Source organism: Streptomyces sp. NPDC048479 (genome assembly GCF_040651435.1).
Taxonomy (GTDB): Bacteria; Actinomycetota; Actinomycetes; order Streptomycetales; family Streptomycetaceae; genus Streptomyces.
In genome coordinates, this window is record NZ_JBEZKA010000012.1 from 44718 (window position 1) to 67481 (window position 22764).

Here is a 22764-nt window from a genome sequence, read left to right on the forward strand (position 1 = left end):
TCCGTCGAGCTCCCGTCAGGGCAGCCCCGGGCAGGCAGCGGAGTAGCCACCGACCACTCCGCCGAGCCGCCCGGGGGCACTGTCCGGGGGCGGCCGCTTCGAGCGCGCATCCGCGCGGGCCGCCCCCTCCCGGAGGATTGGCCGAGTGGTAAGGCAGCGGCTTGCTAAGCCGTCGTCGGGGCCGTGAACCCCGCGCGCGTTCGATCCGCGCATCCTCCGCGCAGTCACGCAGTCACGCAGTCACGCAGTCACGCGGTCCGGCAGTCGCGCGGTCCGGCAGTCGCCCGGTCCGGCAGTCACGCAGTACCCACGGGAAGAGCCAGCCGACAGCAGGCGCCGGCCGCACTCTCGAAAAGTGTTGGGGCATGTGAATGCCCGTGTGGGTTCGACCCCCACCTCTTCCGCCTCAGCCGAGCAAGTGCTCCAGCACCACCGCGATGCCGTCGTGCTCGTTCGACGCCGTGATCTCGTGCGCCACGGCCTTCAGTTCGTCGTGCGCGTTGGCCATCGCCACACCGTGCGAGGCCCAGCCGAACATCGGGATGTCGTTCGGCATATCACCGAACGCGATCGTCTCCGAGGCCCGCAGCCCCAGCCGCCGCGCCGCCAGCGAGAGGCCCGTCGCCTTGCTCAGCCCCAGCGGCAGTATCTCGACGACGCCGGGCCCCGCCACCACCACATCCACCAGGTTGCCGACCGTCGCTCTGGAAGCCTGTGCCAGCGCGTCGTCACCGAGCTCCGGATGCTGGAGGAACACCTTGTTCAGCGGCGCGGACCACAGCTCGGCCGGGTCCTCGAACGCCACCACCGGCAGCGGGCCTTCCTGCACCCGATAGCCAGGACCGACCAGCACCTCGCCGTCGAGCCCGTCGCGGCTGGCGGCCACCGCGAGCGGCCCGACTTCCGCCTCGATCTTGGAGAGCGCGAGTCCGGCCAGCTGCCGGTCCAGCGTCACCGAGGTCAGCAGCCGGTGCTCACCCGCGTGGTACACCTGCCCGCCCTGGCCGCAGACCGCGAGGCCGTCGTACCCCAGGTCGTCGAGGATGTGCCGGGTCCACGGCACAGCCCGCCCGGTGACGATGATGTGCGCGGCGCCCGCCGCGGTGGCCGCGGCGAGCGCGTCGCGCGTGCGCTCCGAGACCGTGTCGTCGCCACGCAGCAGCGTGCCGTCGAGATCGGTCGCGACAAGCTTGTACGGAAAGGGGGCAGGGCTCACTTGGAGATCGGCTCCAGGATCTCTCGTCCCCCCAGGTACGGACGGAGCACCTCGGGCACCCGCACCGAACCGTCGGCCAGCTGGTGGTTCTCCAGGATCGCCACGATCGTGCGCGGTACGGCGCAGAGCGTGCCGTTCAGCGTCGCCAGCGGCTGCACCTTCTTGCCGTCACGCATCCGGACCGAAAGCCGTCGGGCCTGGAAACTGTCGCAGTTCGACGCGGAGGTCAGCTCGCGGTACTTGCCCTGGGTCGGGATCCACGCCTCGCAGTCGTACTTGCGCGAGGCCGAGGCACCCAGGTCGCCGGTGGCCACATCGATCACCTGGAAGGGCAGCTCGAGGCCGGTCAGCCACTGCTTCTCCCAGTCCAGCAGACGCTTGTGCTCGGCTTCCGCGTCCTCGGGAGCGACGTACGAGAACATCTCGACCTTGTCGAACTGGTGCACCCGGAAGATGCCCCGGGTGTCCTTGCCGTACGTGCCGGCCTCGCGGCGGAAGCACGGCGAGAAGCCCGCGTACCGCAGCGGCAGCTTGTCGGCCTCGATGATCTCGTCCATGTGGTACGCGGCGAGCGGGACCTCGGAGGTGCCGACCAGGTAGTAGTCGTCCTTCTCCAGGTGGTACACGTTCTCCGAAGCCTGGCCGAGGAAACCCGTGCCCTCCATGGCGCGCGGGCGGACCAGCGCCGGGGTCAGCATCGGGATGAAGCCGGCCTCGGTGGCCTGCGCGATCGCGGCGTTGACCAGCGCGAGCTCAAGCAGCGCGCCGACGCCCGTCAGGTAGTAGAAGCGCGAGCCCGACACCTTCGCGCCGCGCTCGACATCGATGGCGCCGAGCGCCTCGCCGAGCTCAAGGTGGTCCTTGGGCGAGAAGCCCTCGGCGCCGAAGTCGCGGATCGTGCCGTGCGTCTCGAGGACGACGAAGTCCTCCTCGCCGCCGACCGGGACGTCCTCGTGGACGATGTTCCCGAGCTGGAGCAGCAGCCGCCTGGTCTCTTCGTCGGCTTCGTTCTGTGCGGCGTCGGCCGCCTTCACGTCGGCCTTCAGCTGCTCGGCCCTCTTCAGCAGCTCGGCGCGCTCGTCCGGAGTGGCCTTGGGGATGAGCTTGCCGAGCGACTTCTGCTCGGAGCGCAGCTCGTCGAAGCGAAGGCCGGACGACCTGCGCCGCTCATCGGCAGAGAGCAGGGCGTCGACGAGGTCGACGTCCTCTCCACGGGCGCGCTGGGAGGCGCGAACACGGTCGGGGTCCTCACGAAGCAGGCGAAGGTCAATCACCCCACCAGGCTACCGGTGCGGACTCGCGCCACCTCACTCGATATAGCCTTGCGTGCCACTTTGCCCGAATTGCCGGAATTTAGAAAGGTGCGGGTAAATCACCGGCGTAAGCGTCAATAAACAGGACGCTATTCGCTGAAATGGGGCACCCGGTGGGCGCCCGCATTGACCTGCTCCCCTTGCCCTGTCCGGGATTTGGACATCCCTTGTCCACAGGGGCGCGGGCCTTCGTAAAGTTATCCACAGCCTGTGTGGGGGATCTGTGGACTACGGAAGAGATCGTTCCGAAAGCCCTGCGTGGGTCGAAGGATTCCTCACCCAAACCCACCCCACACACTCATTCGGGTGGGAATTCCTCGCTCCAAAGGGTTGATCAATGGAATTGAGGTGACACGGCGCAACCTGCCGTTCTGTGGAGGGAAGTGGGGTGAGTGAGCCGATATGTCGACCATGTCGCCCTCTGTTGTCGACTTGTCCCCAGGTCGAGAAGCATGCCTGTGGATAACTTCTGTGGACAACGAAAATGTGCAGGTAGGACCGGCTGCTCCGATCCCTCAGCACCGACCGTTCAGGCCCGGCCGTCCTGGCAGCGCGCCAGCCAGTCCGACGCGGCCGTGAACTCGGCGTCCGACGTCCCCGCGCGCAGCGCCCGTACGTCCTCCACCGCAACACCCGCCCGCGGATACGAACCGAGGAACCGTACCTTCGGGCAGATCCGCTTCAGCCCCATCAGCGCCTCGCCCACCCGCCGGTCCGAGATATGGCCCTCGGCATCCACGGCAAAGCAGTAGTTCCCGATGCCCGCTCCGGTCGGCCGGGACTGGATCAGCATCAGGTTGACCCCGCGCACCGCGAATTCCTGGAGCAGCTCCAGCAGTGCACCCGGGTGGTCGTCGCCCAGCCAGATGACCACCGAGGTCTTGTCCGCGCCGGTCGGCGCCGCGGGCCTGGCGGGCCGGCCCACCAGCACGAAACGCGTCTCCGCGTTCTCCGCGTCATGGATCTCGCTGACCAGCGGCTCGAGTCCGTACGTCGCGGCCGCGAACTCGCCCGCGAAGGCCGCGTCGTACCGCCCCTCCTGCACCAGCCGCGCCCCGTCCGCGTTCGACGCGGCCGACTCCCACAGCGCGTCCGGCAGATTCGCCCGCAGCCAGTTGCGCACCTGCGGCTGGGCGACCGGATGGCCGGTCACCGTCTTCACCTCGGAGAGCTTGGTGCCCGGCCGCGCCAGCAGCGCGAAGGCGATCGGCAGCAGCACCTCGCGGTAGATCATCAGCGGCTGTCCGGAGGCCAGCTCGTCGAGGGTCGCGGTGACGCCGCCCTCCACGGAGTTTTCGATCGGTACGAGGGCGGCCGCGGCATCCCCGTTCCGTACGGCATCCAGCGCCGCGGGCACGGACAGCATCGGGACGAGCTCGCGGGTGGCTGCTTCGGGAAGCGTGCGCAGGGCGGCTTCGGTGAAGGTGCCCTCGGGACCGAGATACGTGAAGCGCGTGGCCGACATACCGTCACCCTAATGGGCCCGAGATCCGAAGGGCCCGCGATCCTTACGACTCCAGAAGCCGCTGGCCCACGTACTCGCCGGTCCGTGCCCCGCCAGGCACCGCAAACAGCCCGCTCGCCTCGTGCCGGATGAACGCCGACAGCGCGTCGCCCCGGTCGAGCTTGCGCTGCACCGGTACGAAGCCTCGCAGCGGATCGGCCTGCCAGCAGACAAAGAGCAGCCCCGCGTCCGGCGTTCCGTCCGCGCCGATCCCGTCGTGGAAGGAGAACGGCCGACGCAGCATGGCCGCACCGCCGTTCTGCTCCGGAGCCGAGATCCGGGCGTGGGCGTTGTCCGGAATGACCAGCTTCCCGTCGGGCCCCGTCTTGTCCAGCGCGAGCTCGGTGATCTCGGTTCCGCCGGTAAGCGGGGCGCCGTCGGACTTGCGCCGGCCGATGACCAGCTCCTGCTTCTTCAGCGAGAGCCGCTCCCAGCCGTCGAGCAGCATCCGGATGCGTCGTACGACGGCGTACGAGCCTCCTGCCAGCCAGTCGTACTTCGTCCCCGACATCTCGGACGGCACGAAGATCCGCTTGTCGAAGTCGGCCTCGGCCGGTTTCGGATTGGCCGTTCCGTCGAGCTGGCCCATCAGATTGCGTGCGGTCATCGGCTTTCCGGTGGCGCCCGGCGAGCGGTTGAAGCCGTTCATCTGCCAGCGCACCCGGGCCGCGTCCCCGGCCGCCTTCTGGATCGCGCGCAGTGCGTGGAAGGCGACCAGCGCGTCGTCCGCGCCGATCTGCACCCACAGATCGCCGTTGGACCGCTTGGCGTCCAGTTGGTCGGAGGAGAAGGCGGGCAGCGGATCCAGCTCCGGCGGCCGCTGTGCCACCAGCGCCGTACGGTCGAAGAAGGTGCGGCCGAAGCCGAACGTGACGGTCAGCGAAGAGGGCCCGGCGTCCAGCGCGACACCTGTGTCGCCGTCGCCGGCCGCCCTGCCCGCCATCAGTTCGCTCGCGAGCGCGGACCAGCGGCGCATCAGCGCGGCCGCCTCCTTGCGGCCCGCGCCCGGCGCCAGGTCGAAGGCGATCAGATGGCCGCACGCCTGCAGGGGCGTGGTGATGCCCGCCTGGTGCTCGCCGTGGAAGGCGATGCCGGTCGCGCCGACGGTGGTCAGCGCGGCCGGGGCTTCGCCGGCCGCGCCGGCGTACGCGGCGGCGCCGCCCGCAGCGCCCAGCGCAAGACCGGTGGCGCCGGCGCCCACGGTGCCGAGCAGCCGCCGCCTGGAGATGTCGTTTTCGCGCACAGGGTCACTCACGGGTACGTCAGCCGATCTTGATGTTCTTGTCGATGGTCGTCTGGTCGATGTCGGAGGTCCGTACGGTCACCTGGACCTGCCAGTCGCCGGGCATCGGGATCTGGACCGCGGCCGCGCTCCAGTGTCCGGCAGCGATGCGGTCGGGGGTGATCGGCAGCGGACCGATCTGCTTGGCCTTGAGCGTGAAGGCGACCTTCACCTCGGGCACGTCCAGCGGCTTTCCGTCCGGCCGGTCGACCCAGACGTGCATCTCGTTGGCGCCCGAGGTGGCCGGATCGAAGGTGAGCCGTACCGTGCCCTTGCCGCTCCCGCCGCCGGTGTCGAAGGGCATCTTGATCTCGGTCGGCCCCTGGGGCACGGTGGCGGCCGCCTGAGTGCTGCCGGCCCTGGCCGCCTCTTCCTCCGTACGGCCCGGTTCGGTGCTCGTCAGCACGGTCGTCACGGCCAGCAGGATCACCGCGATGCCTGCCTCGGCCAGCACGGAACGGCGCAGTCCGGAGCGCTCGGGATCGGCGTCCCGGTTCCGCTTCTTCTCCGCCGTCGCCACCGCGGCCTTCTGGCGGGCGAGTTGAGCCGCCCGCTCCGGGTCGGCGGAGACCTCCGAGACCCGCGAGAGCTCCGAGACCTGCGAGAGCTCCGAGACCTGCGAGTCCTCCGCTTCCTCGGCGTCCGTGTTCTCGGGGACGGTCACCGGCTCCGGCTCGGCCTCGTCTGTCCGAGCTTCGGCCGCCCGCGTCTCACTGAGCTGCGCCGTCCACCGCCGCGAGATCCACGCCACGGCGACCATGACAACAACCAGCGCCACCTTGGCCAGCAGCAGCTGTCCGTACGTCGTCCCGGTCAGTGCCGACCACGAGCCGACCTGCCGCCAGGACTGATAGATCCCGGTCGCGGCGAGCACCATGACGCTGCCGAACGCGACCTTCGAGAAGCTCCGTACCGCCGCGCGCTCGATCGACGGCGCCCGGTAGAGCGCGGTCAGCAGCGCCGCGAGCCCGCCGAGCCAGGTCGCGACGGCCAGCAGATGCAGTACGTCCACGGGCATCGCGAGCCCCGGCTGGATACCGGTCGATGCATGCTCCGACAGCGCCCAGGTCCCGGCGATCCCGGCTGCGACGACCGTGCCGCCGACGGCAAGACCGAAGGTCAGATCCTTCTTTTCGGTCTCGTCCTCCCGCTTCGCATACGCCCCGAAGAGCACGGCGATGAACAGCGCGGCGGCCCCGAGCAGCATCAGCCGGGAGCTGAGCGCGGCCCCGGTCTTGGTCTGAAGGACGTCCCGCAGCCCGCCGAGGTCGAAGGTGTCCGCCAGTTTTCCGGAGCCGGTGTAGGGGTTGCGCAGCAGGAGCAGCGCAAGGGTGGCCGCGGTGAGCGTCACCCATCCCTGGACGACCAGACGCTGCAGCGGCCTTACGGAAGCGCCGCGCCGCCAGCAGAGGAGGACGAAGGCCGCGCCGCCGGTGAGCAGAACGAAACCGGCGTACGAGGCGTAGCGCGCGATGTCGTAGAGGACCCCGACCACACCTCCGCCGGCCTTCTGGTCGGGCACGGCGGCGGTGGTCCTGGAAGGCGCTCCGATGGAGAAGGTGAAGGCTCCGGAGACCGGATGGCTGTCGGCGGAGACGGCCTTCCAGGCCACGGTGTACGTGCCGTTGGGCAGTCCGGGCGGCAGATCGACGCCGTACATGACCTTGCCGCCGGTGCCGAGGTCGCGGACCTTGGCCTTGTCGGCGCGTTTGCCGCTGGGTTCGAGGACCCGGATCGAGTCGTCGCCCATGGCGACCTGCTCGGAGAAGGTGAGCGTGACGTCGCCCGGGGCCGTGGCGACCACCGCCCCGTCCTTCGGGTTGCTCCCGGTCAGTGCGGCGTGGGCCGACGCGGGGTTCGCGCCGGCCAGGAGTGCGCCGATGAGCGTGCCGAGGAGCACGGTCGCGGCGAGCAGCAGCCGGACCGGTGAAGGGCCGAAGCGCGGGGCAGTGGCTGTCATGGCGTGATCAGTCCCTCGGTGCTCAGTGCTTCTTCGGGCTGTAGGTGGGTTCCTTCACGGGAAGTTCGACCTTGATCGCGCCGGACTTCTCGAAGCGCAGCTCCAAGGTGACCTTCTCGCCCTGCTTCGGCTTCTGCTTGAGCTTCATGAACATGATGTGGTTTCCACCGCGTTCGAGATTGAGTTCGCCGTCCGCCGGTACATCGAAGGTTTTCACCTCCTGCATCCTCTGGTCCTTGGACTCATGGATCGTGATGTCGTCGGAGAGGTCGCTGGTGACGGAGGTGAGCTTGTCGGCCGTGCCCCCGCTGTTGTGGACCGTCAGAAACCCGGCTGCCATGTCGTCGCCGACGGGCTGTGGCATGAAGGCACCATTGACCTTCAACTCGGGCTCGCCGTCGGACGAGCAGCCCGCCAGCGCCAGCCCCGCGCTCAGGGCCATGACGCCGACGAGGGTCGAACGGCGGCTCACGGGTTCTCTCCACGGATGATCTTCGGCAGGTCCTTGGCGTAGTCGTCCGCCGTGGTGTCCTGGCTGTACAGGACGTAGCCCGCGTCGGTCTTCGGGGAGAACGCGATGACCTGCGCGCCGTGCATGGAGACGACCGTGCCGTCCTTCTCCTTCTTCGGCGGGTCGATGCCGATGCCGATCTGGCGTGCGCCCGCCTGGATGGTCGGGAAGTCGCCGGTGAGACCGGTGAACGACGGATCGCCTGCGCTCGGCAGCCACTTGGCGAGCTCGGCCGCGGTGTCCCGCTCCGGGTCGGTGGTGACAAAGACGACCTGGAGCTTGTCCTGGTCGGCCTTGGGGAGCTTCTTCCTGGCGATGGCGATGTTGCTCATCGTCAGCGGGCAGACGTCGGGGCAGTGCGTGTAGCCGAAGTAGATCAGCGTCGGCTTGCCCTTGGTCTGCTCGCGCAGGTCGTACTTCTTGCCGTGGGTGTCCGTCAGGACGAGGTTCGGCTTGGTGTAGGGCTGGTCGAGCAGGGTCGCGGGCCGGTTCGCCTTGGCGGAGACATCGGCGACGGGGCTCTTGGCCGAGTCGTCTCCGCCCCCGCAGGCGGACAGCGTGAGCCCGGCGGCCACGACGAGCGTGGCCGCGAGCACAGTCTTCTTACGCATGGAGAGATATCCCAAATGTGATGTACGAAGCGTCGGGCGGCGCATCAGGACGTGCGGCGGCGTCCGGCCAGGACGCCGAAGGCAACACCCGCGACACCGACGAGAATGCCGACGATGCCCAGGATGCGGGCCGTGGCGTCACTGCTGCTGTCCGACGCCTCCTCGGACTTCGTGTCCTCGTCATGACCGGCGTTCTTGCCGTCCTTCGCGGACGCGCCCTTCGCGCCGCCGCCGTGCTCGTCCCCGGTGGCGGCCGACAGCTTCAGGACGGGCGCGGGCGACTCGGGCTCCGCGGCGCCCTCCTTCGCCTCCTCGATCCAGCGCACGACTTCCTTGTTGTCGTACGTCTGGAGGGCCTTGAACACCAACTGGTCGGCGTCCTCGGGAAGCTTGCCGAGAGAGAGCGGGAACTGCTGGAACTGGCCGGGCCCGATCTTGGAGCCGTCCGCCGTCCAGGTGACCTTGGAGACCGCCTCGGTGATCTGCTTGCCGTGCACCTGGAGCGGCTTGGCCAGCTTGGACTTGGTGACCTCGACCTTCCAGCCGGGCACAGGCTGCGGCATCACGGACGACAGCGGGTGCTCGGTGGGGAGGTTGACCTCGAGCTTCACGGTCGAGGCGTTGTCGCGCTCGTTGGGGACCTTGATGTTGACCGTCGCGTAGCCGCCCTTGGCGGCCTCGCCCTGCGGCTGCACGGTGACGTGCGCGAAGGCGGTGCCGGAGAGCAGCAGTACGGAGGAGGCGGCGACGCCGGTCGCGAGCGCGATACGGGAAACGTTCATGGCAGAACACACTCCGGGTCAGGAGAGGCGAGTGAGTGCCGGCGCATACGGGTGCGCGGGCACCGCGACACCACTCCCGTCGAGTGGGCCGCGTCAGGCTGCGAGAGCGAGGCGGGCGGGGGGCCCGCGCCTGATCACCGTGTGCTGAAGCGCCTCACCGGCCGGTGGCGGCGGCGGACCGGAGGACGGCCGAGGAGCGCGCGGATCCACCGCGGGCGCCCCCTGGAGACCGGCACGCAGCGCCCGTACGAGAACGAGCGCGGCACGCAGCGAACGCAGCCACGCCGCCTGAGCCACCTCATGCGCCGAGTCGGCAGAGAGCCTGATCAGCCGGAGCAGCGCCAGATCCCCGCGCCGCAGCAGCCAGCCGGTGGCGAGCGCGGCCAGCAGATGCCCCAGGATCATGGGGAGGGTCGGCAGCAACTCGGGCGATGCGGCGGCGGTCTGCGCCATATGAACGTGGGTGCTGTGCCCCGCCGGAGCGATGCCCGCGTTGGTGACGATCCGCTGCGCGTCGGTGTGGCTCAGGGACGAGGCGCCCGCGCCGCACACCAGCTTTGCGGCCATCCTGATCAGCGCGTCGTCGGCCGTCGGCGCCAGCCGCAGCTGATGCTGCTGCTGCCCGAGGCCGAGCAGAGTGTGCAGAGCGAGCTGTCCGACGGTCAGCGCGACGGCGATGGACGGCAGTGAGCGCGCCCGTCCGGCGAACGGCGCGACCAGCGCGAACACGGCGAGGAAGCCGAACGCCAGCGTCCACCAGGGGACGGCCGCACAGGCGGCCAGCGCATGTCCCGTCGCGGACAGCACAACACAGACCGCGGTGAACACCGCGGCCCTCAGCAGCCGTAGACCGGCTCCGGCGCGTGCAACGGGGATGGACGACATGGCCGGGCCATCATCGCACTGCGGTGGGACGGCCCACACGGCAGGTCCGGAAGATCCCCTTTTCCGACATACACCGGCGCGCTCGGGGGGCGCATCCGCCGAATGAGCGGAATCACGTCAACTGTGTGCTTACGGGCCGCGTCTTGCGGCAATACGTATCGGTATGTCGAGGCGCAGCCAGGAGGCTGGAGCATGAGCATCTGGTGGTCCCTCCACTTGAGGCGCGAAGCTGCGAGCGTTCCGCTCGCCCGTCGGCTGCTGCTCGGCACGATGGAGACCGCGGGGGTTGATCCTGATATTTCGTACGATCTCTCGGTCGCGCTGAGCGAAGCCTGCGCGAATGCCGTCGAGCACGGCGGTGACCGGGCGGCCGGCGAAGCCTCGGCGGCGTACCGGGTGACCGCATATCTGGACGGCGAGACGTGCCGTATCGAAGTGGCCGATTCGGGGCCGGGCTTTCCGATGCGGCACGGCGGGCAGTGCGCGTACGCCATGCCAGCCTCGCCGACCGCGGAGAGCGGCCGCGGGCTCTGTCTGATCGAGCAGCTCGCCGACCATGTCCACTTTCGCAACCGGCCGGGCCGGGGCGCGGTGGTCAGCTTCGACAAGATCCTGAAGTGGCGGGAGGACGCGCTTCTCAAGGTGTCCTGAGCCGCGCGCCCTCCGCCGTATCCGTCGTCCGGTCAGCCCTTGAGCGAGGCCATCCAGGCCTCGACCTCGTCGGCCTGCCGCGGCAGCGCCGCCGACAGGTTCCGGTTGCCGTCCTCGGTGACCAGGATGTCGTCCTCGATCCGGACGCCGATGCCGCGGTACTCCTCCGGCACCGTCAGATCGTCCGCCTGGAAGTAGAGACCGGGCTCCACCGTGAGGCACATGCCGGGCTCCAGCGTCCCGTCGACGTATGCCTCGGTGCGCGCGGCGGCGCAGTCGTGGACGTCCATGCCGAGCATGTGGCCGGTGCCGTGCAGCGTCCAGCGGCGCTGCAGACCCAGTTCGAGGACACGCTCCACCGGGCCCTCGACCAGACCCCACTCAACGAGCTTCTCAGCGAGCACGCGCTGCGAGGCGTCGTGGAAGTCGCGGTACTTGGCGCCCGGCTTCACCGCCGCGATGCCCGCCTCCTGAGACTCGTACACCGCGTCGTAGATCTTGCGCTGCAGCTCGTTGAAGCGGCCGTTGATCGGCAGGGTGCGCGTGATGTCGGCGGTGTAGAGGGTGTGGGTCTCCACGCCGGCGTCCAGCAGCAGCAGCTCGCCGGAGCGGACCGGGCCGTCGTTGCGCACCCAGTGCAGGGTGGTGGCGTGCGGGCCCGCCGCGCAGATCGACCCGTAACCGATGTCGTTGCCCTCGACGCGGGCGCGCAGGAAAAAGGTGCCCTCGATGTAGCGCTCGCTGGTCGCCTCGGCCTTGTCCAGGACCTTGACGACGTCCTCGAATCCGCGCGCGGTGGAGTCGCACGCCTTCTGCAGCTCGCCGATCTCGAACTCGTCCTTCACGGCACGCGCCTCGGAGAGATAGACGCGCAGCTCCTCGTCGCGCTCCGCGGTGACCTTGTCGGTCAGCGCCGCCTCGATGCCCGCGTCATGCCCGCGTACGCAGCGGACCGCGCCGGTCGCCTGGCGCAGCTGCTCGGGCAGCTCGCGCACATCCTTGGCGGGGATGCCCAGCAGCTGCTCGGCCTCGCTGAGGGAGTGGCGGCGGCCGACCCAGAGCTCGCCCTGGCCGGACAGCCAGAACTCGCCGTTCTCGCGGTTGGAGCGGGGCAGCAGACAGATGGTCGCCCGGTGCCCGTCGGCGGTCGGCTCGAGCACCAGGACGCCGTCCTCGGACTGGTCGCCGGTGAGGTAGGCGTACTCCGTGGAGGCGCGGAAGGCGTACTCCGTGTCATTGGAGCGGGCCTTCAGATTGCCCGCGGGGATCACCAGGCGCTCGCCGGGGAAGCGCGCCGAGAGCGCGGCACGGCGGGCGGCCGTGTGCGAGGCCTGCGCGATGGGCTCCAGATCGCGCAGCTCGGTATCGGCCCAGCCGGTCGTCATGTTCTCCGCGAGCTCGTCGGACACGCCCGGGTACAGGCCGTTCTTGCGCTGCTTGATCGGCTGCTCTTCTTCTTCCGGGCCTGCTGCGTCAGCAGCAAGATCGGATTCCGCCGGGGTGAGCTCCTCGGCCACGTCTGCCTCCTCGATACGACACTGGACCGCCTTCCATCGTATGTGCGACGGGAAGACGGCCCTGAGCCCTGTGGAAAACGTGTGGGAAATCAGTCAAAACGGGCGGCGAGCAGTACCACGTCCTCACCGGCCTCGGCCTCGTTGAGCCCCTTGGGCAACACCGTGCGCAGCACGTGATCGGCGATCGCCGCCGGATCGTCGCGGGCTGCCTTGGGCACGCTCACGGCCGCTGCGTGCAGCCGCGCGAAGGCCCGGTCCATGGGATCTCCGGTGTGCCGCAGCAGCCCGTCCGTATACAGCAGCACCGTTTCTCCAGGCTCGGGCGCGAGTTCCACGCTCGGCGCCTCCCAGCAGGCGAGCATTCCCAGCGGCGCCGACAGGGATGTCTCGACGAACTCGGTGCGCCGCTCGCCGACCATCAGCGGCGGGGTGTGCCCGGCCCCGGCCAGCACGATCTTTCCCCGGGCCGGTTCGGCGTAGGCGAAGAGCGCGGTGGCGGTGCGCGCGGGTTCGGTCAGCCGCAGCAGCAGTTCCAGATCGGAGAGCACGGCGACGGGATCCTCGCCCTCCATCACGGCGTACGCGCGCAGGGAGGCGCGCAGCCGTCCCATCGCCGCCAGCGCGCTCGGTCCCGAGCCGCTGACCGATCCGACGGCGAGCCCCAGCGCGCCCTCGGGCAGCGGCAGCGCGTCGTACCAGTCGCCGCCGCCGCGCGGTCCTGTGCGGTGCCGGGCGGCGAGCTGGACGCCGGGCACCCGGGGCAGTCGGCTGGGCAGCAGTTCCTCGGCAACGGTCGCCACTGTGGCGCGGGCGTGCTCCAGCTCGAGGAGACGGTCCAGATGCTCGGTGGCGTACCGCATGTAGAGGCCGACGAGATGACACTGGCGCTCCACCGGGGCGGCCGGCTCGTCGTACATCCAGACGGCCGCGCCGAGTGTCCCGGCCGCCCGGGAGGCGAGCGGCACGGTGTAGCTGGCGGCATACCCGAGGCGGACGGCGACCTCGCGGTGCCGGGGGTCGAGCGTCTCGTCGCCGAGGAGGTCGGCGTTGGCGACGGCCTCCGGCGGCCCGGTGGGCCCTGGTTGCCCGTCCGGGAGTCTGCCGTCCAGGATCCGGCCGTATGCGGTGGCGCCGCGCGGCACTGTCTCGATATGGCCGAGCTCGGCATGGGTGAGCCCGAGCCCCTTGGTGAGGGCGGGGCCGCTGTCCGGCTCGAAGCATTCGGCCCGTGAGGTGGCGTGCGACGGTTCGAGGACGATCATGCCGCGGGGGGCGCCGACCAGGGCGGCCCCCGCGCGCAGCAGTTCATGGAGGGCGTCGTCGAGCGAACCGGTCCTGGCCAGGCGCTCGGTCAGTTCGTGGAGCGTGGTCAGATCGGAGACCCAGCCGGCCAGCCGGTCCTGAATCACCGCTCCGGGAGCGGCCGGTGCCGCCGGGCCCGCGGGCAGCGGCGGGGCAGTGTGCGTGGGCGCGGGAACCGCTGAATCGATTCCAGCCACTTTCGGCAGGTGAGGGGCGCTCATGGCAGCCGGCTTTCCGACTGGTGCGTTTCGCTCAATAGCATCGCAAACCCCCATGTCATTCTGCGCCGCTATCAATGCATCCACATGTACACGCACAAGTAAGGGGATGTCCAGCATTGCACCAGTGGGATTGGTGGTGTCTACGAGACCGCTAACTTGGCTGAAAAATGCACCCGATGGCGGTCTACTGGGGTCGACTGAGGTCGTTCGGCAGAGCGTCATTCCAAGCGTGATGGGTACGTAAACGGTGATGGCCAGGGGCAGTTGGGACCGCCCCGGAACCTGGCGGCGGGACCGGGCGTCCTAAAGCCCGTAGGCCGCGCCTCATCCCCGAGTGGCGGGGAAAAGTTACAGCGGGACTACAAGCGCCAGGCGCGCGCCACCCCTCGCCACGCGTTTAATGGACTACAGCCCACGTTCGGCCCCCGGGCGGCGATCCTGCCGCAGGCGAAGCGGGGGGTCGCCCATGCCACCGGCAAGGGGCGGTGATGCGCCGAATTATACGCACAGTGAAGAGCTGCACACATGGTGTGATGTGGACCTCGGCGTTCAACGGAAAGGAACGAGCGCTCATGCGCGAGATCCTCGGAAGGCGACGCAGGCTCCGGTTCCGGCGCAAGAGGGGGCCTGTACAGCTTGAAGCGGCGCTCACCTGCGCCGCCGAGTGGCAATGGCCCGTACTCCCTGGTGTGGGACTGAAAGCGGCCGGTATTCGCGGTGACCGCGGGCGCGGCTGCGCCTGCCCCGACTCCGAGTGCGTCGTACCCGGCGCGCACCCCTTCGACCCCGCAATCCTGGCCGCGACGACCGACGAGCGGATGGTGCGCTGGTGGTGGACCAACCGGCCCACCGCCCCGATCGTGCTGGCCACGGGCGGTCTTGCGCCGTGCGCGGTGAGCCTGCCTGCCGTCGCCGGGGCGCTCGCGCTCTCGGCGCTCGACCGGATGGGCATACGGCTGGGACCAGTTGTCGCGACGCCGACCCGCTGGTCGCTGCTGGTGGCTCCGTACACCCTTGAACAGCTCGGCGAACTGCTCTTCGTCAAGGACTGTGTGCCCAGTTCGCTGCGCTTCCACGGCGAGGGCGGCTATCTGGTGCTGCCGCCCTCGGAGACGGGAACGGGGCAGGTGCGCTGGGAGCGCGCGCCGCTGCCGGGATCCGCGGCTCCGTGGCTGCCGGATGTGGAGGCGATGGTGGACGCGCTGGTCGAGGCGAGCACCAGCGCACCGGACGGCGGTAGTCGGCTCGCCTACTGAGCTCGATCGAGGGCTCGAGTGCACACGGCCCTGCTCTGTCACTCGTACGGGTAAGCGCTGGACCGAGTTGTACCGGAATTGGGCGCGCGGCTACCCGGGCGCCCGCATTCCGTGGGTATTTTCGGCCCAGCGTGAGGAATTCCCGCGCAACCGGCGCGGTGATCCCATGAATCTCCGCACGATCGGGCCCGCCGCCGCCGTGGTGTTCACCGCTCTGCCTGCCCCCGGCCCCGTCCGCGAACGGGGCCGAAAACAGCGCACGAGCCGACGCTGGTGCCCACCGTCCAGGTCTCTGTTGTGACCGGGGCCACTGCCGCAGACGGCCGCGCGATGTGGGCCGGAACTCGCCTCTCCGGACGGGCGAGGCGCAGACCTGCCTGCCGGCCGAGGGGCGCGGCACCTGAGTACGTACCTACGACCGCAATGCGACGGGCCAGGAATTGGGTTCCGTACTCACTCCGATGGGCCCCAGCCGGCGCACTCAGCACAACAACTGGACGGTCGGGGCGGATGACGCCCGGACGTCTGCGAGACGCCTCGTGAGCCCTCTCGCGCCCCTGTCGAGGGCTATTCGATGGCGGCGGAGTTCGCAACTGCGGACGGTGCGGGGAGAAGAGCACTTGCTGCTGTGGTCCGGGAGTAACTCCGGCGCCCCTGCGGGCCGTTGACGGAACGAACCGTTCCGCAGAAATGGAAACGCCCGGTCGCTGGCGACGGGGGATGCACCAGCGACCGGGCTTCTAGAACCGTAACAAGAGATCGGCAGTTCGCAAATTCGATCTCGGGTATTCGGACAGGGATTTACCGGCCCGTAGGGCGAGTTGTGACTGGAGTCACCTATCGGTCGACAGAAACCGTCACTCTCAGCTCAGGGTGACTTGGCGGTTGGTGAGCCCGCCGCGCGACCGGCGCTCCTCCGCGGTCAGCGGAGCGTCGGTCTCAAGAGCCTTCGCGAGCCGCTCCGCGAACTCCGCCGCGGGCTTCTCGCACTCCTCGGCCCCCATCCCGCTCGGCAGGTCCCAGACCGGGACCATCAGCCCGTGTGCGCGGAAGGAGCCGACCAGCCGGGTGCCATCGCCGAGTGAGGACGTACCGGCGGCGTGCAGCCGGGCGAGCGCGTCGAGGAGCTGCTCCTCGGGGTGCGGCATGACCCAGCGGAGGTGGTTCTTCTCCGGGGTCTCGCACCAGTACGCGGCGTCCACACTGGAGAGCTTCACGGTCGGGATCGCCGCGGCGTTGGCGCGCTCCAGGGATGCGGCCACCTCGGGGGACGCGCTCTCCGCCGAGCCCGGAATCCAGAACTCGAAGCCGGAGTGGACGGTCGGCTCGAAGGTGACGCTCTCGTCCAGGAGATCCTGCAGACGCGGTCCTTCGGCAGGCACGCGCTGCGCGGCGACCGGGGTGCCGGGATCGGCAGCCAGCGCCCGCTGCAGGGTGTCGGCGAGATGGCGGCTGAGGTCGCCGGACGAGGTGTCGTTCTGCAGGCCGAGCAGTACGGAGCCGTCGTCGCGGCGCAGTGCCGGCCACGCCATCGGCAGTACGGTCGCGAGGGTCACCGACGGCACGCCCTCGGGCAGTCCGCCCTTGAGGGTCAGCGCGACGGTCGCGGCGGGCACCAGCTCCCGCAGGGCCACCCAGTCGCACTCGCCGACCAGATCGCCGAAGGGGCGCTGGACCAGCTCGGTTACGGCGTGCGCGGCGGCCCGGCCGTGACAGGCCTTGTAGCGGCGGCCCGATCCGCACGGGCAGGGCTCACGGGCCCCGACGGCCGGAACCTCGCCGTTGGTCACCTGGGGCCTGGCGGCCTTGGTCTGGGGGCGCTTCTTGGCCATGGTGTGGCTCTCTCCCGACTGCGGTGGTGCTTGTCTCGGGCGCGAGCCTAGCCGTCCGTCGCCTTCCCGGGGGTGCAGCGCCCCACAGTGGTTGGTCCCGGTTCACTCGAGATCGTCGTACGCCCCCCCGAAGTCGAAGCTGGGGCCTGCGACGCGCGTAGCGAAATCCTCGCGCCGATGACCTTCGGTGACAATCACCCACACGGTGACCTCGCCGGTCGCGCTGTCGCGGACACCCCAGTCCTGGGCCAGCGCGCTGATGATGTTGAGCCCACGGCCGCCGCGGGCGGTGACCGAAGGCGTGGCCGGAACCGGTCGGGTCGGACCGCCTCCGTCCGTCACTTCGACCGTCAGCCGGCCTGCTCTGTCCATGCGCCAGGCGGCGCGGACATCGCCGTCGCCCACCTCCGCGTGCCCCAGCGGTCGGCCATGCCGGCAGGCATTGCTGAGCAGTTCGGAAAGGATCAATACTGCATCGTCGAGGACCGTCTCCGACACCCCGCTGCGGCTCAACTGCTCACGCATTCGGTGTCGCGCCTCACCCACGCCCGCAGGACCATGGGGTACGGCCATGCTCGACGACGTGGGCACCTGCTGTGCCACCACCAACGCCACCCCCGAGACCTCCTTTGCCCCACGCCACGGTGTGAATGCCCCAATGGACTGGACCGGAAACCGGCCATGGCGGGGCCAGTGACGCACTCGTAACGATCGAATACGGACCGAACGCGCCGGTGCACCCCCTGTAATCGGGGTTATAGGCGACCCAGCTGGGTTAGCACCTGTTTGGGGCGATTGGTGATGATTGCCTCCACGCCGAGGCGGGCGCAGAGCTCGACGTCCTCCGGCTCGTTGACCGTCCAGACGTGGACGCGATGGCCCGCCCGGTGCAGCCGGGCGATATAGCCGGGATGGCTGCGGACGATCCGGATGCCAGGCCCCGCGATGCGCGCGCCGGCGGGCAGCCGGCCGTCGCGCAGCCGCGGGGACACGAACTGCATCAGATAGACGGTGGGGATGTTCGGCGCGGCCGCCGCGACCCGGTGCAGGGAGCGGGCCGAGAAGCTCATGATTCGTACGGGCGAGTCGCCGGCCGTCGCGGGTTCGGCCAGGCCGAACCGCCCGAGCAGCTGGAGCAGCCGTTCCTCCACCTGGCCCGCCCAGCGGGTCGGGTGTTTGGTCTCGATGGCCAGCTCGATACGGCGGCCGGAATCGGCCACCAGCTCGAGCAGCCGCTCGAGGGTGAGTACGGAGGTGAGTGAGGGGTCTCCCCAGTCGGGACTCTCCGTGGCGTCCTCGTGGCCCTTCCATGTTCCGAAGTCGAGGGCGGCGAGATCCGCGAGCTCCAGGGCGGAGACGGCGCCGCGGCCGTTGGAGGTGCGGTTGACGCGGCGGTCGTGGACGCAGACGAGATGGCCGTCGGCGGTGAGGCGTACATCGCACTCGAGGGCATCGGCGCCGTCCTCGATCGCCTTCTTGTACGCGGCCAGGGTGTGCTCGGGGGCGTCTTCGGAGGCGCCTCGGTGGGCGACGACCTGGATGTTGTGCTGTCGTGCTTGGGTCACCGCGTCATGGTGTCACCGTGGCGGGGTAGGCGCGGGTGCGGGGAGCCGGTGACAAGCCAGTGGCGAGCCGTCCGGTGGGCCGGCGCCGCCGACGGCCGACGAGCGCGTCAGGTGAGCCTGAAGATGCGTCCCTTTTGTCGGACGTAAAGGATTGCGGGCATACGCACAGGTCCTGCTTACAGTGGCCTGACGCGCTCTGGGAAAAGCTGACGGCAGACACTTGCACAACGAAATGCAAGCCGAAGACTGACGTGGAACCTGAAGACTGACGTGGAACCTGAGGAGAAAAGAGCTGTGAGCACTGAGAACGAGGGCAACGAGGACACTGCGGTTCCGGCCGCCCCGTCCGTACCTCCTGTGCCGGCCGCCGCTCCCGATGGCACGCATGCGTCCGCTCCGGGAACCGAGACACACGGGACACACGACGCGCACGCCTCACACAGTGAGGCTCATGAGCGGGGAGCGGCAGACCAGCTCGGGCAGTCCCCCCAGCCCGAGCCTGCCACCGCGCCGCTGCCGGGGCCCGTACCCGCTGCCGCGTCGGCGGGGGCGCATGGAGGTGTGCCTGCCGGTGCGCAGCAACCGGGAGCCGCATGGCCGCCGCCCCCGCCGGCCCTCCCCTCCTACGGGGGCGGCAGCGGTGGTCCCGTCTGGGGAGCGCCGGCTCAGGTGCCGGAGCAGCCGCGCAAACGTTCCGGCGGGCTGATCGCCGCGGTGCTCCTCGCCGCACTCGTCGCGGGCGGTGTCGGCGGCGGCATCGGCAACTGGGCCGCCGAGCGCAACGACGACACGACCGGCTCGACCACGGTCTCCGCGGGCGAGGCACCCAAGGACTTCAAGCGGGAGCCCGGCACGGTCGCCGCCGTCGCGGGCAAGGCGCTGCCCAGCGTGGTCACGATCGAGGCGAAGGCGGGCGGCGGCGGTACGGGTGAGAGTGGCCAGGGCGAGGGCGGTACGGGTACCGGCTTCGTCTACGACAAGGAAGGCCACATCCTCACCAACAACCATGTGGTGGCATCCGCGGCCGACGGCGGCACGCTGTCCGCGATCTTCTCCAACGGCAAGAAGTACGACGCCGAGGTGGTCGGCCGGGCCCAGGGTTACGACGTCGCCGTACTGAAGCTGAAGAACGCCCCCTCCGGGCTGGCCCCGCTGGCCCTCGGGGACTCCGAGAAGGTCGCGGTCGGCGACTCGACGATCGCGATCGGAGCGCCCTTCGGCCTGTCGAACACCGTCACCACCGGCATCATCAGCGCGAAGAACCGGCCTGTCGCCTCGGGCGACGGCTCCAGCGGCAAGAACTCGTACATGAGTGCGCTGCAGACCGACGCCTCGATCAACCCGGGCAACTCCGGCGGCCCGCTGCTGGACGCGGGCGGCGCCGTGATCGGCATCAACTCCGCGATCCAGTCGGCGGGAAGCGGCCTCGGCCAGACGCAGGCCGGCTCGATCGGCCTCGGCTTCGCCATCCCGATCAACCAGGCGAAGAACGTCGCCGAGCAGCTGATCAGGACGGGCAAGCCGGTGTACCCGGTGATCGGCGCCACGGTCGACATGACGGACAAGAACTCGGGCGCCAAGATCGCTACCCAGGGCGCGGGCGGCACCGCGCCGGTGTCCGCGAACGGTCCGGCCGCGAAGGCCGGCTTCAAGCCGGGCGACATCATCACCAAGTTCAACGGCAAGCCGATCGACAGTGGCCCGACCCTGATCAGCGAGATCTGGAACCACAAGCCGGGCGACAAGGTGACGCTCACGTTCCAGCGCGACGGCAAGGAGAAGACGGCGGACCTCGTCCTCGGCGAACGCAAGGGCGACAGCTGACGCCGGCCCGCCGACACCGGTTGCCCGTACTGCTGCCCGCTCCAGCCCGCTCCAGCTGGTCGTCCCGAGGCCCGTACCGAGGAACGATGCTGCGACACGTGACGCGGGGCCGGTAGTCTGTAGCCCGCTCCGCCGCAGGTGGCTGGGGCGCGGGTGGGTTGCCCGAGCGGCCTAAGGGAACGGTCTTGAAAACCGTCGTGGCAGCGATGTCACCGTGGGTTCAAATCCCACACCCACCGCGCAGGTCAGCGTAAGAGCTGGTCAGAAGGGGTGCCCTGGTCACGGGGCACCCCTTCTGTGTTGGCCCTGGCTCAGTTTGAACCGCCCCTGTGCCGCTTTGGATCACCGTGTATGGACCAGGCGTGGAACAGAACGCTGCTCGATCAGGGGCTCCCACCAGGAACTTTGGGCCATGTGTGGGCCGGCAACAAGCCTCACAAGGCGGTACTGGACGCCCTCGCCGCACGGACTGCGGCCGCCCGGGGGGGCACGGGTGAGCGCGGGCCTGCGTATTTGCCAGGTCGTCGAGGCGGCCGGGGTGAACATTCAGACCCTGCGCTACTACGAGCGGCGCAGCCTGCTCCCCGAGCCGGAACGCAGCTTGGGCGGTCACGGCCGGCCTCCAGCAGCTCGGCGACCTCATTCAGCGTGAAGCCCAGACGCTGGGCGGCTTTGATCACATCGTGCTCGGTCAGTACCTGGGCTTGGGCTTCAGGCAGCCACCTTGGGGCGAGCCTCGAAGGTCAGGGGCTCACTTCGGGCTATTGCGGGCAGGCCAGGAGACTGCCCGAGTCGCGGGCAGCTTACGAGCCCCCGATCTCTCGCCCCAAGGCAGCTCCAGCCCAAAGCCCCTCCACCGATCTCGACTCACCCCAATAGATCACCCGGGCTGGCGGCAAAGCCGAGAGCGACACATCCTTCCCAGGAGCGGAAGCTTTCCTGTCGCTTCTGGGCCGCCACGGACAGGTGCCCCTGGACGGAAGACTCCTTGCCGCCGATGGAAGGGCGCAGCGCGTGGCGGACAGCATGGCTTGGGTGAGTGACCTGCTGGCGGCGGTGCAGGCAGCGCAACCGGTGAAGTCGGTCGCGGTGCTGGCGAGCGTTCTGCGGGAGCAGTTCTCTGCTGAAGAAGTCTCCTTCCTCATCACTGACTTCGGGGGCAACGCCGTGGTCCGGTTGACGGGATCGACTGAACAGGGCGGCACTACGGAGCCCGAGCCGCTTGCCCTGGTCGGCACCGTTTACGAGCAGGTGATCCGCTCCCAGCAGCTATGGGTGAGTACCGAGGCGCAGGCGGAAGATGAGGCAGGGCCGGGCAGCACCCGGGTCGTCGCGCCGGTGACCGACCGGGGAGACGCGATCGGGCTCCTGGAGTTGACCCTTCCCGCTCCCCCCGACCACCAGAAGCTGGAACGCATCACCGAGGCCAGCCGGGTGCTGGCGTACGCCGTGGTCGTCAACAGACGTTTCACCGATTTGTACGAGTGGGGGAGGCGGACCACGCCTCTGTCCCTGGCGTCGGAGATCCAGCGCCGTCTGCTGCCCGAGTCCTTCACCTGCGACGCCGGGCCGTTCATCATCGCCGGGTCACTGGAGCCGGCAGCCGATGCGGGCGGGGACACCTTCGACTACATCCTCAACGGTCACGGCCTCAATATGTCCCTGACCGACGCCATGGGTCACGATGTGCGGGCCGCCCTGCTGGCCACCGTCGTCGTCGGTGCCATGCGCAACGCCCGCCGCGCGGGTCTCGGTCTCGCAGCACAGGCAGAAGCCGCCAACAGTGCCGTGCTTGAACACGCCGTGCGCGAGCACCGCGCGGTTCTCGACGAGTCCGCAAAGGTGCACAACGCGCTGGCCGAGCACGGTGCCCAGGCGATGGTCACCGGACAACTGCTGCGGGTCGCATTCGACACCGGACGTACCGAGTTCATCAACGCAGGCCACACCTGGCCCCTGCTACTGCGACACGGCAAAGTCGCGGAGATCACCCCGGTCGTCGACCTGCCGTTCGGTATCGCACTCCATGCCACCTACCACGTCCAGAGCCTTGATCTGCGCCCCGGCGACCGTCTCGTCCTGCTCACCGACGGCATGCTCGAGCCGCACGGCCACGATCGAGAGCTGCGTCGTCTGATCGAAGAGACCGGCACTCTGCACCCACGCGAGGCGACACGCACCCTCACCACATCCGTCCTGGCCGCCACCGACCACGACCCACGAGATGACGCCACAGTGCTCTGCCTGGACTGGTTCGGCCCCGGATGGTCCCGCCACGACACGTCACCCCCCTCACCGTGACGACAGGCTGAGCCAGTGACCCGCACCCGGACGTCCCGGAGCCGGTCTGTGCATCACAATGACCCATTGGAACCGCGGGCATCGTTCTGGGCCGCTGCCCGTCACCGGCACCACTGAGTGGCCCGGCGCGGCAGCCGTTGCGACAGCGTTGTGACCACCACGGGTGGCCGTCACCCGTGAACGTCAAGGAACGGGTCCGACCGCGACACTCACTGGCACACACCCGACCAC

The 22764-nt window shown here is 69.5% G+C and carries 19 protein-coding genes, 3 tRNA genes and 1 pseudogene; 8 read left to right on the plus strand and 15 right to left on the minus strand.

Features of this window, described 5'->3' with window-relative positions:
- Positions 1–131 precede the first annotated feature (131 nt).
- Positions 132–219: transfer RNA gene (locus AB0D12_RS19855), tRNA-Ser, on the plus strand.
- A gap of 93 nt (positions 220–312) precedes the next feature.
- Positions 313–404, plus strand: a tRNA-Ser gene (locus AB0D12_RS19860).
- Between the two features lie 2 nt (positions 405–406).
- On the opposite strand, the gene AB0D12_RS19865 is transcribed toward AB0D12_RS19860, so the two are convergent.
- From AB0D12_RS19865 to AB0D12_RS19905, 9 genes are all read right to left on the minus strand, one after another.
- Positions 407–1216: an HAD family hydrolase gene (locus AB0D12_RS19865; protein WP_362684220.1), complete on the minus strand. Its 810-nt coding sequence runs from the start codon at positions 1214–1216 to the stop codon at positions 407–409.
- Positions 1213–2490, minus strand: coding sequence for a serine--tRNA ligase (gene serS, locus AB0D12_RS19870; protein WP_362684223.1), 1278 nt, complete (start codon positions 2488–2490; stop codon positions 1213–1215). The genes AB0D12_RS19865 and serS overlap by 4 nt, the downstream gene beginning before the upstream one ends.
- Before the next feature lie 568 nt (positions 2491–3058).
- The gene (pheA, locus tag AB0D12_RS19875; RefSeq protein WP_362684226.1) at positions 3059–3994 is read right to left on the minus strand and encodes a prephenate dehydratase; all 936 of its coding nucleotides are present in this window, start codon (positions 3992–3994) and stop codon (positions 3059–3061) included.
- Between the two features lie 43 nt (positions 3995–4037).
- Positions 4038–5288, minus strand: a complete 1251-nt coding sequence (gene efeB, locus AB0D12_RS19880) for an iron uptake transporter deferrochelatase/peroxidase subunit (RefSeq protein WP_362684229.1) — start codon at positions 5286–5288, stop codon at positions 4038–4040.
- Between the two features lie 7 nt (positions 5289–5295).
- On the minus strand, positions 5296–7275 hold the full coding sequence (locus tag AB0D12_RS19885) for a copper resistance protein CopC (protein WP_362684232.1): 1980 nt from the start codon (positions 7273–7275) through the stop codon (positions 5296–5298).
- Between the two features lie 22 nt (positions 7276–7297).
- On the minus strand, positions 7298–7747 hold the full coding sequence (locus tag AB0D12_RS19890; protein ID WP_362684235.1) for a copper chaperone PCu(A)C: 450 nt from the start codon (positions 7745–7747) through the stop codon (positions 7298–7300).
- Complete coding sequence (locus AB0D12_RS19895) at positions 7744–8397, minus strand: SCO family protein (RefSeq protein ID WP_362684238.1); 654 nt, start codon at positions 8395–8397, stop codon at positions 7744–7746. Before AB0D12_RS19895 ends, AB0D12_RS19890 begins: the two co-directional genes overlap by 4 nt.
- Positions 8398–8441: 44 nt before the next feature.
- Entirely contained in the window at positions 8442–9179 is a 738-nt protein-coding gene (locus AB0D12_RS19900) for a YcnI family protein (RefSeq protein ID WP_362684241.1), read from the minus strand.
- 93 nt (positions 9180–9272) lie between these two features.
- Positions 9273–10064, minus strand: a complete 792-nt coding sequence (locus tag AB0D12_RS19905; RefSeq protein ID WP_362684244.1) for a hypothetical protein — start codon at positions 10062–10064, stop codon at positions 9273–9275.
- Between the two features lie 192 nt (positions 10065–10256).
- Between AB0D12_RS19905 and AB0D12_RS19910 the strand changes: the two genes are divergently transcribed.
- On the plus strand, positions 10257–10715 hold the full coding sequence (locus tag AB0D12_RS19910; RefSeq protein ID WP_362684247.1) for an ATP-binding protein: 459 nt from the start codon (positions 10257–10259) through the stop codon (positions 10713–10715).
- A gap of 32 nt (positions 10716–10747) precedes the next feature.
- Here AB0D12_RS19910 and AB0D12_RS19915 read toward each other — a convergent pair whose 3' ends face one another.
- Both AB0D12_RS19915 and AB0D12_RS19920 read right to left on the minus strand, forming a co-directional pair.
- Positions 10748–12232 carry an aminopeptidase P family protein gene (locus AB0D12_RS19915; RefSeq protein WP_362684250.1) on the minus strand — a complete coding sequence of 495 codons (1485 nt, stop codon included), beginning with the start codon at positions 12230–12232 and terminating at the stop codon, positions 10748–10750.
- Between the two features lie 89 nt (positions 12233–12321).
- On the minus strand, positions 12322–13872 hold the full coding sequence (locus AB0D12_RS19920; RefSeq protein WP_362684253.1) for a PP2C family protein-serine/threonine phosphatase: 1551 nt from the start codon (positions 13870–13872) through the stop codon (positions 12322–12324).
- A gap of 455 nt (positions 13873–14327) precedes the next feature.
- On the opposite strand from AB0D12_RS19920, the gene AB0D12_RS19925 reads away from it, so the two are divergent.
- Positions 14328–15011, plus strand: a complete 684-nt coding sequence (locus tag AB0D12_RS19925; protein ID WP_362684256.1) for a bifunctional DNA primase/polymerase — start codon at positions 14328–14330, stop codon at positions 15009–15011.
- Positions 15012–15874: 863 nt separating this feature from the next.
- Here the strand turns inward: AB0D12_RS19925 and AB0D12_RS19930 are convergent.
- The 3 genes from AB0D12_RS19930 to AB0D12_RS19940 form a co-directional block, all read right to left on the minus strand.
- A complete protein-coding gene (locus tag AB0D12_RS19930) occupies positions 15875–16843 on the minus strand; it encodes a DUF5926 family protein (protein WP_362684259.1) in 969 nt (322 codons plus the stop codon).
- Between the two features lie 102 nt (positions 16844–16945).
- Positions 16946–17545 (minus strand): ATP-binding protein, encoded by a 600-nt coding sequence (locus tag AB0D12_RS19935; protein WP_362684262.1) that lies wholly within the window; start codon positions 17543–17545, stop codon positions 16946–16948.
- A gap of 53 nt (positions 17546–17598) precedes the next feature.
- The gene (locus AB0D12_RS19940; protein WP_362684265.1) at positions 17599–18408 is read right to left on the minus strand and encodes a glycerophosphodiester phosphodiesterase; all 810 of its coding nucleotides are present in this window, start codon (positions 18406–18408) and stop codon (positions 17599–17601) included.
- Between the two features lie 294 nt (positions 18409–18702).
- Here AB0D12_RS19940 and AB0D12_RS19945 point away from each other — a divergent pair, with 294 nt between their 5' ends.
- From AB0D12_RS19945 to AB0D12_RS19955, 3 genes are all read left to right on the plus strand, one after another.
- On the plus strand, positions 18703–20232 hold the full coding sequence (locus AB0D12_RS19945; protein ID WP_362684268.1) for a trypsin-like peptidase domain-containing protein: 1530 nt from the start codon (positions 18703–18705) through the stop codon (positions 20230–20232).
- A 152-nt stretch (positions 20233–20384) separates the two neighbouring features.
- Positions 20385–20471 (plus strand) — tRNA-Ser (locus AB0D12_RS19950).
- A gap of 173 nt (positions 20472–20644) precedes the next feature.
- On the plus strand, positions 20645–20884 hold the full coding sequence (locus AB0D12_RS19955) for a MerR family DNA-binding transcriptional regulator (protein WP_362684270.1): 240 nt from the start codon (positions 20645–20647) through the stop codon (positions 20882–20884).
- Here AB0D12_RS19955 and AB0D12_RS19960 read toward each other — a convergent pair.
- Positions 20868–20912 (minus strand): annotated as a pseudogene (locus tag AB0D12_RS19960) (hypothetical protein); the annotation flags it as partial. The gene AB0D12_RS19955 and the pseudogene AB0D12_RS19960 sit on opposite strands and share 17 nt — an antisense overlap.
- Positions 20913–21267: 355 nt before the next feature.
- Between AB0D12_RS19960 and AB0D12_RS19965 the strand changes: the two are divergent.
- Positions 21268–22533: a PP2C family protein-serine/threonine phosphatase gene (locus tag AB0D12_RS19965; RefSeq protein ID WP_362684273.1), complete on the plus strand. Its 1266-nt coding sequence runs from the start codon at positions 21268–21270 to the stop codon at positions 22531–22533.
- Positions 22534–22764 lie beyond the last annotated feature (231 nt).

What these genes read in the sequence shown, in the direction of transcription:
- pheA (WP_362684226.1), bottom strand. Translation starts at nt 3,994, where the DNA reads ATGTCGGCCACGCGCTTCACGTATCTCGGTCCCGAGGGCACCTTCACC.
- AB0D12_RS19885 (WP_362684232.1), bottom strand. Translation starts at nt 7,275, where the DNA reads ATGACAGCCACTGCCCCGCGCTTCGGCCCTTCACCGGTCCGGCTGCTG.
- AB0D12_RS19895 (WP_362684238.1), bottom strand. Translation starts at nt 8,397, where the DNA reads ATGCGTAAGAAGACTGTGCTCGCGGCCACGCTCGTCGTGGCCGCCGGG.
- AB0D12_RS19900 (WP_362684241.1), bottom strand. Translation starts at nt 9,179, where the DNA reads ATGAACGTTTCCCGTATCGCGCTCGCGACCGGCGTCGCCGCCTCCTCC.
- AB0D12_RS19905 (WP_362684244.1), bottom strand. Translation starts at nt 10,064, where the DNA reads ATGTCGTCCATCCCCGTTGCACGCGCCGGAGCCGGTCTACGGCTGCTG.
- AB0D12_RS19910 (WP_362684247.1), top strand. Translation starts at nt 10,257, where the DNA reads ATGAGCATCTGGTGGTCCCTCCACTTGAGGCGCGAAGCTGCGAGCGTT.
- AB0D12_RS19920 (WP_362684253.1), bottom strand. Translation starts at nt 13,872, where the DNA reads ATGCTGGACATCCCCTTACTTGTGCGTGTACATGTGGATGCATTGATA.
- AB0D12_RS19925 (WP_362684256.1), top strand. Translation starts at nt 14,328, where the DNA reads ATGCGCGAGATCCTCGGAAGGCGACGCAGGCTCCGGTTCCGGCGCAAG.
- AB0D12_RS19930 (WP_362684259.1), bottom strand. Translation starts at nt 16,843, where the DNA reads ATGGCCAAGAAGCGCCCCCAGACCAAGGCCGCCAGGCCCCAGGTGACC.
- AB0D12_RS19955 (WP_362684270.1), top strand. Translation starts at nt 20,645, where the DNA reads ATGTGTGGGCCGGCAACAAGCCTCACAAGGCGGTACTGGACGCCCTCG.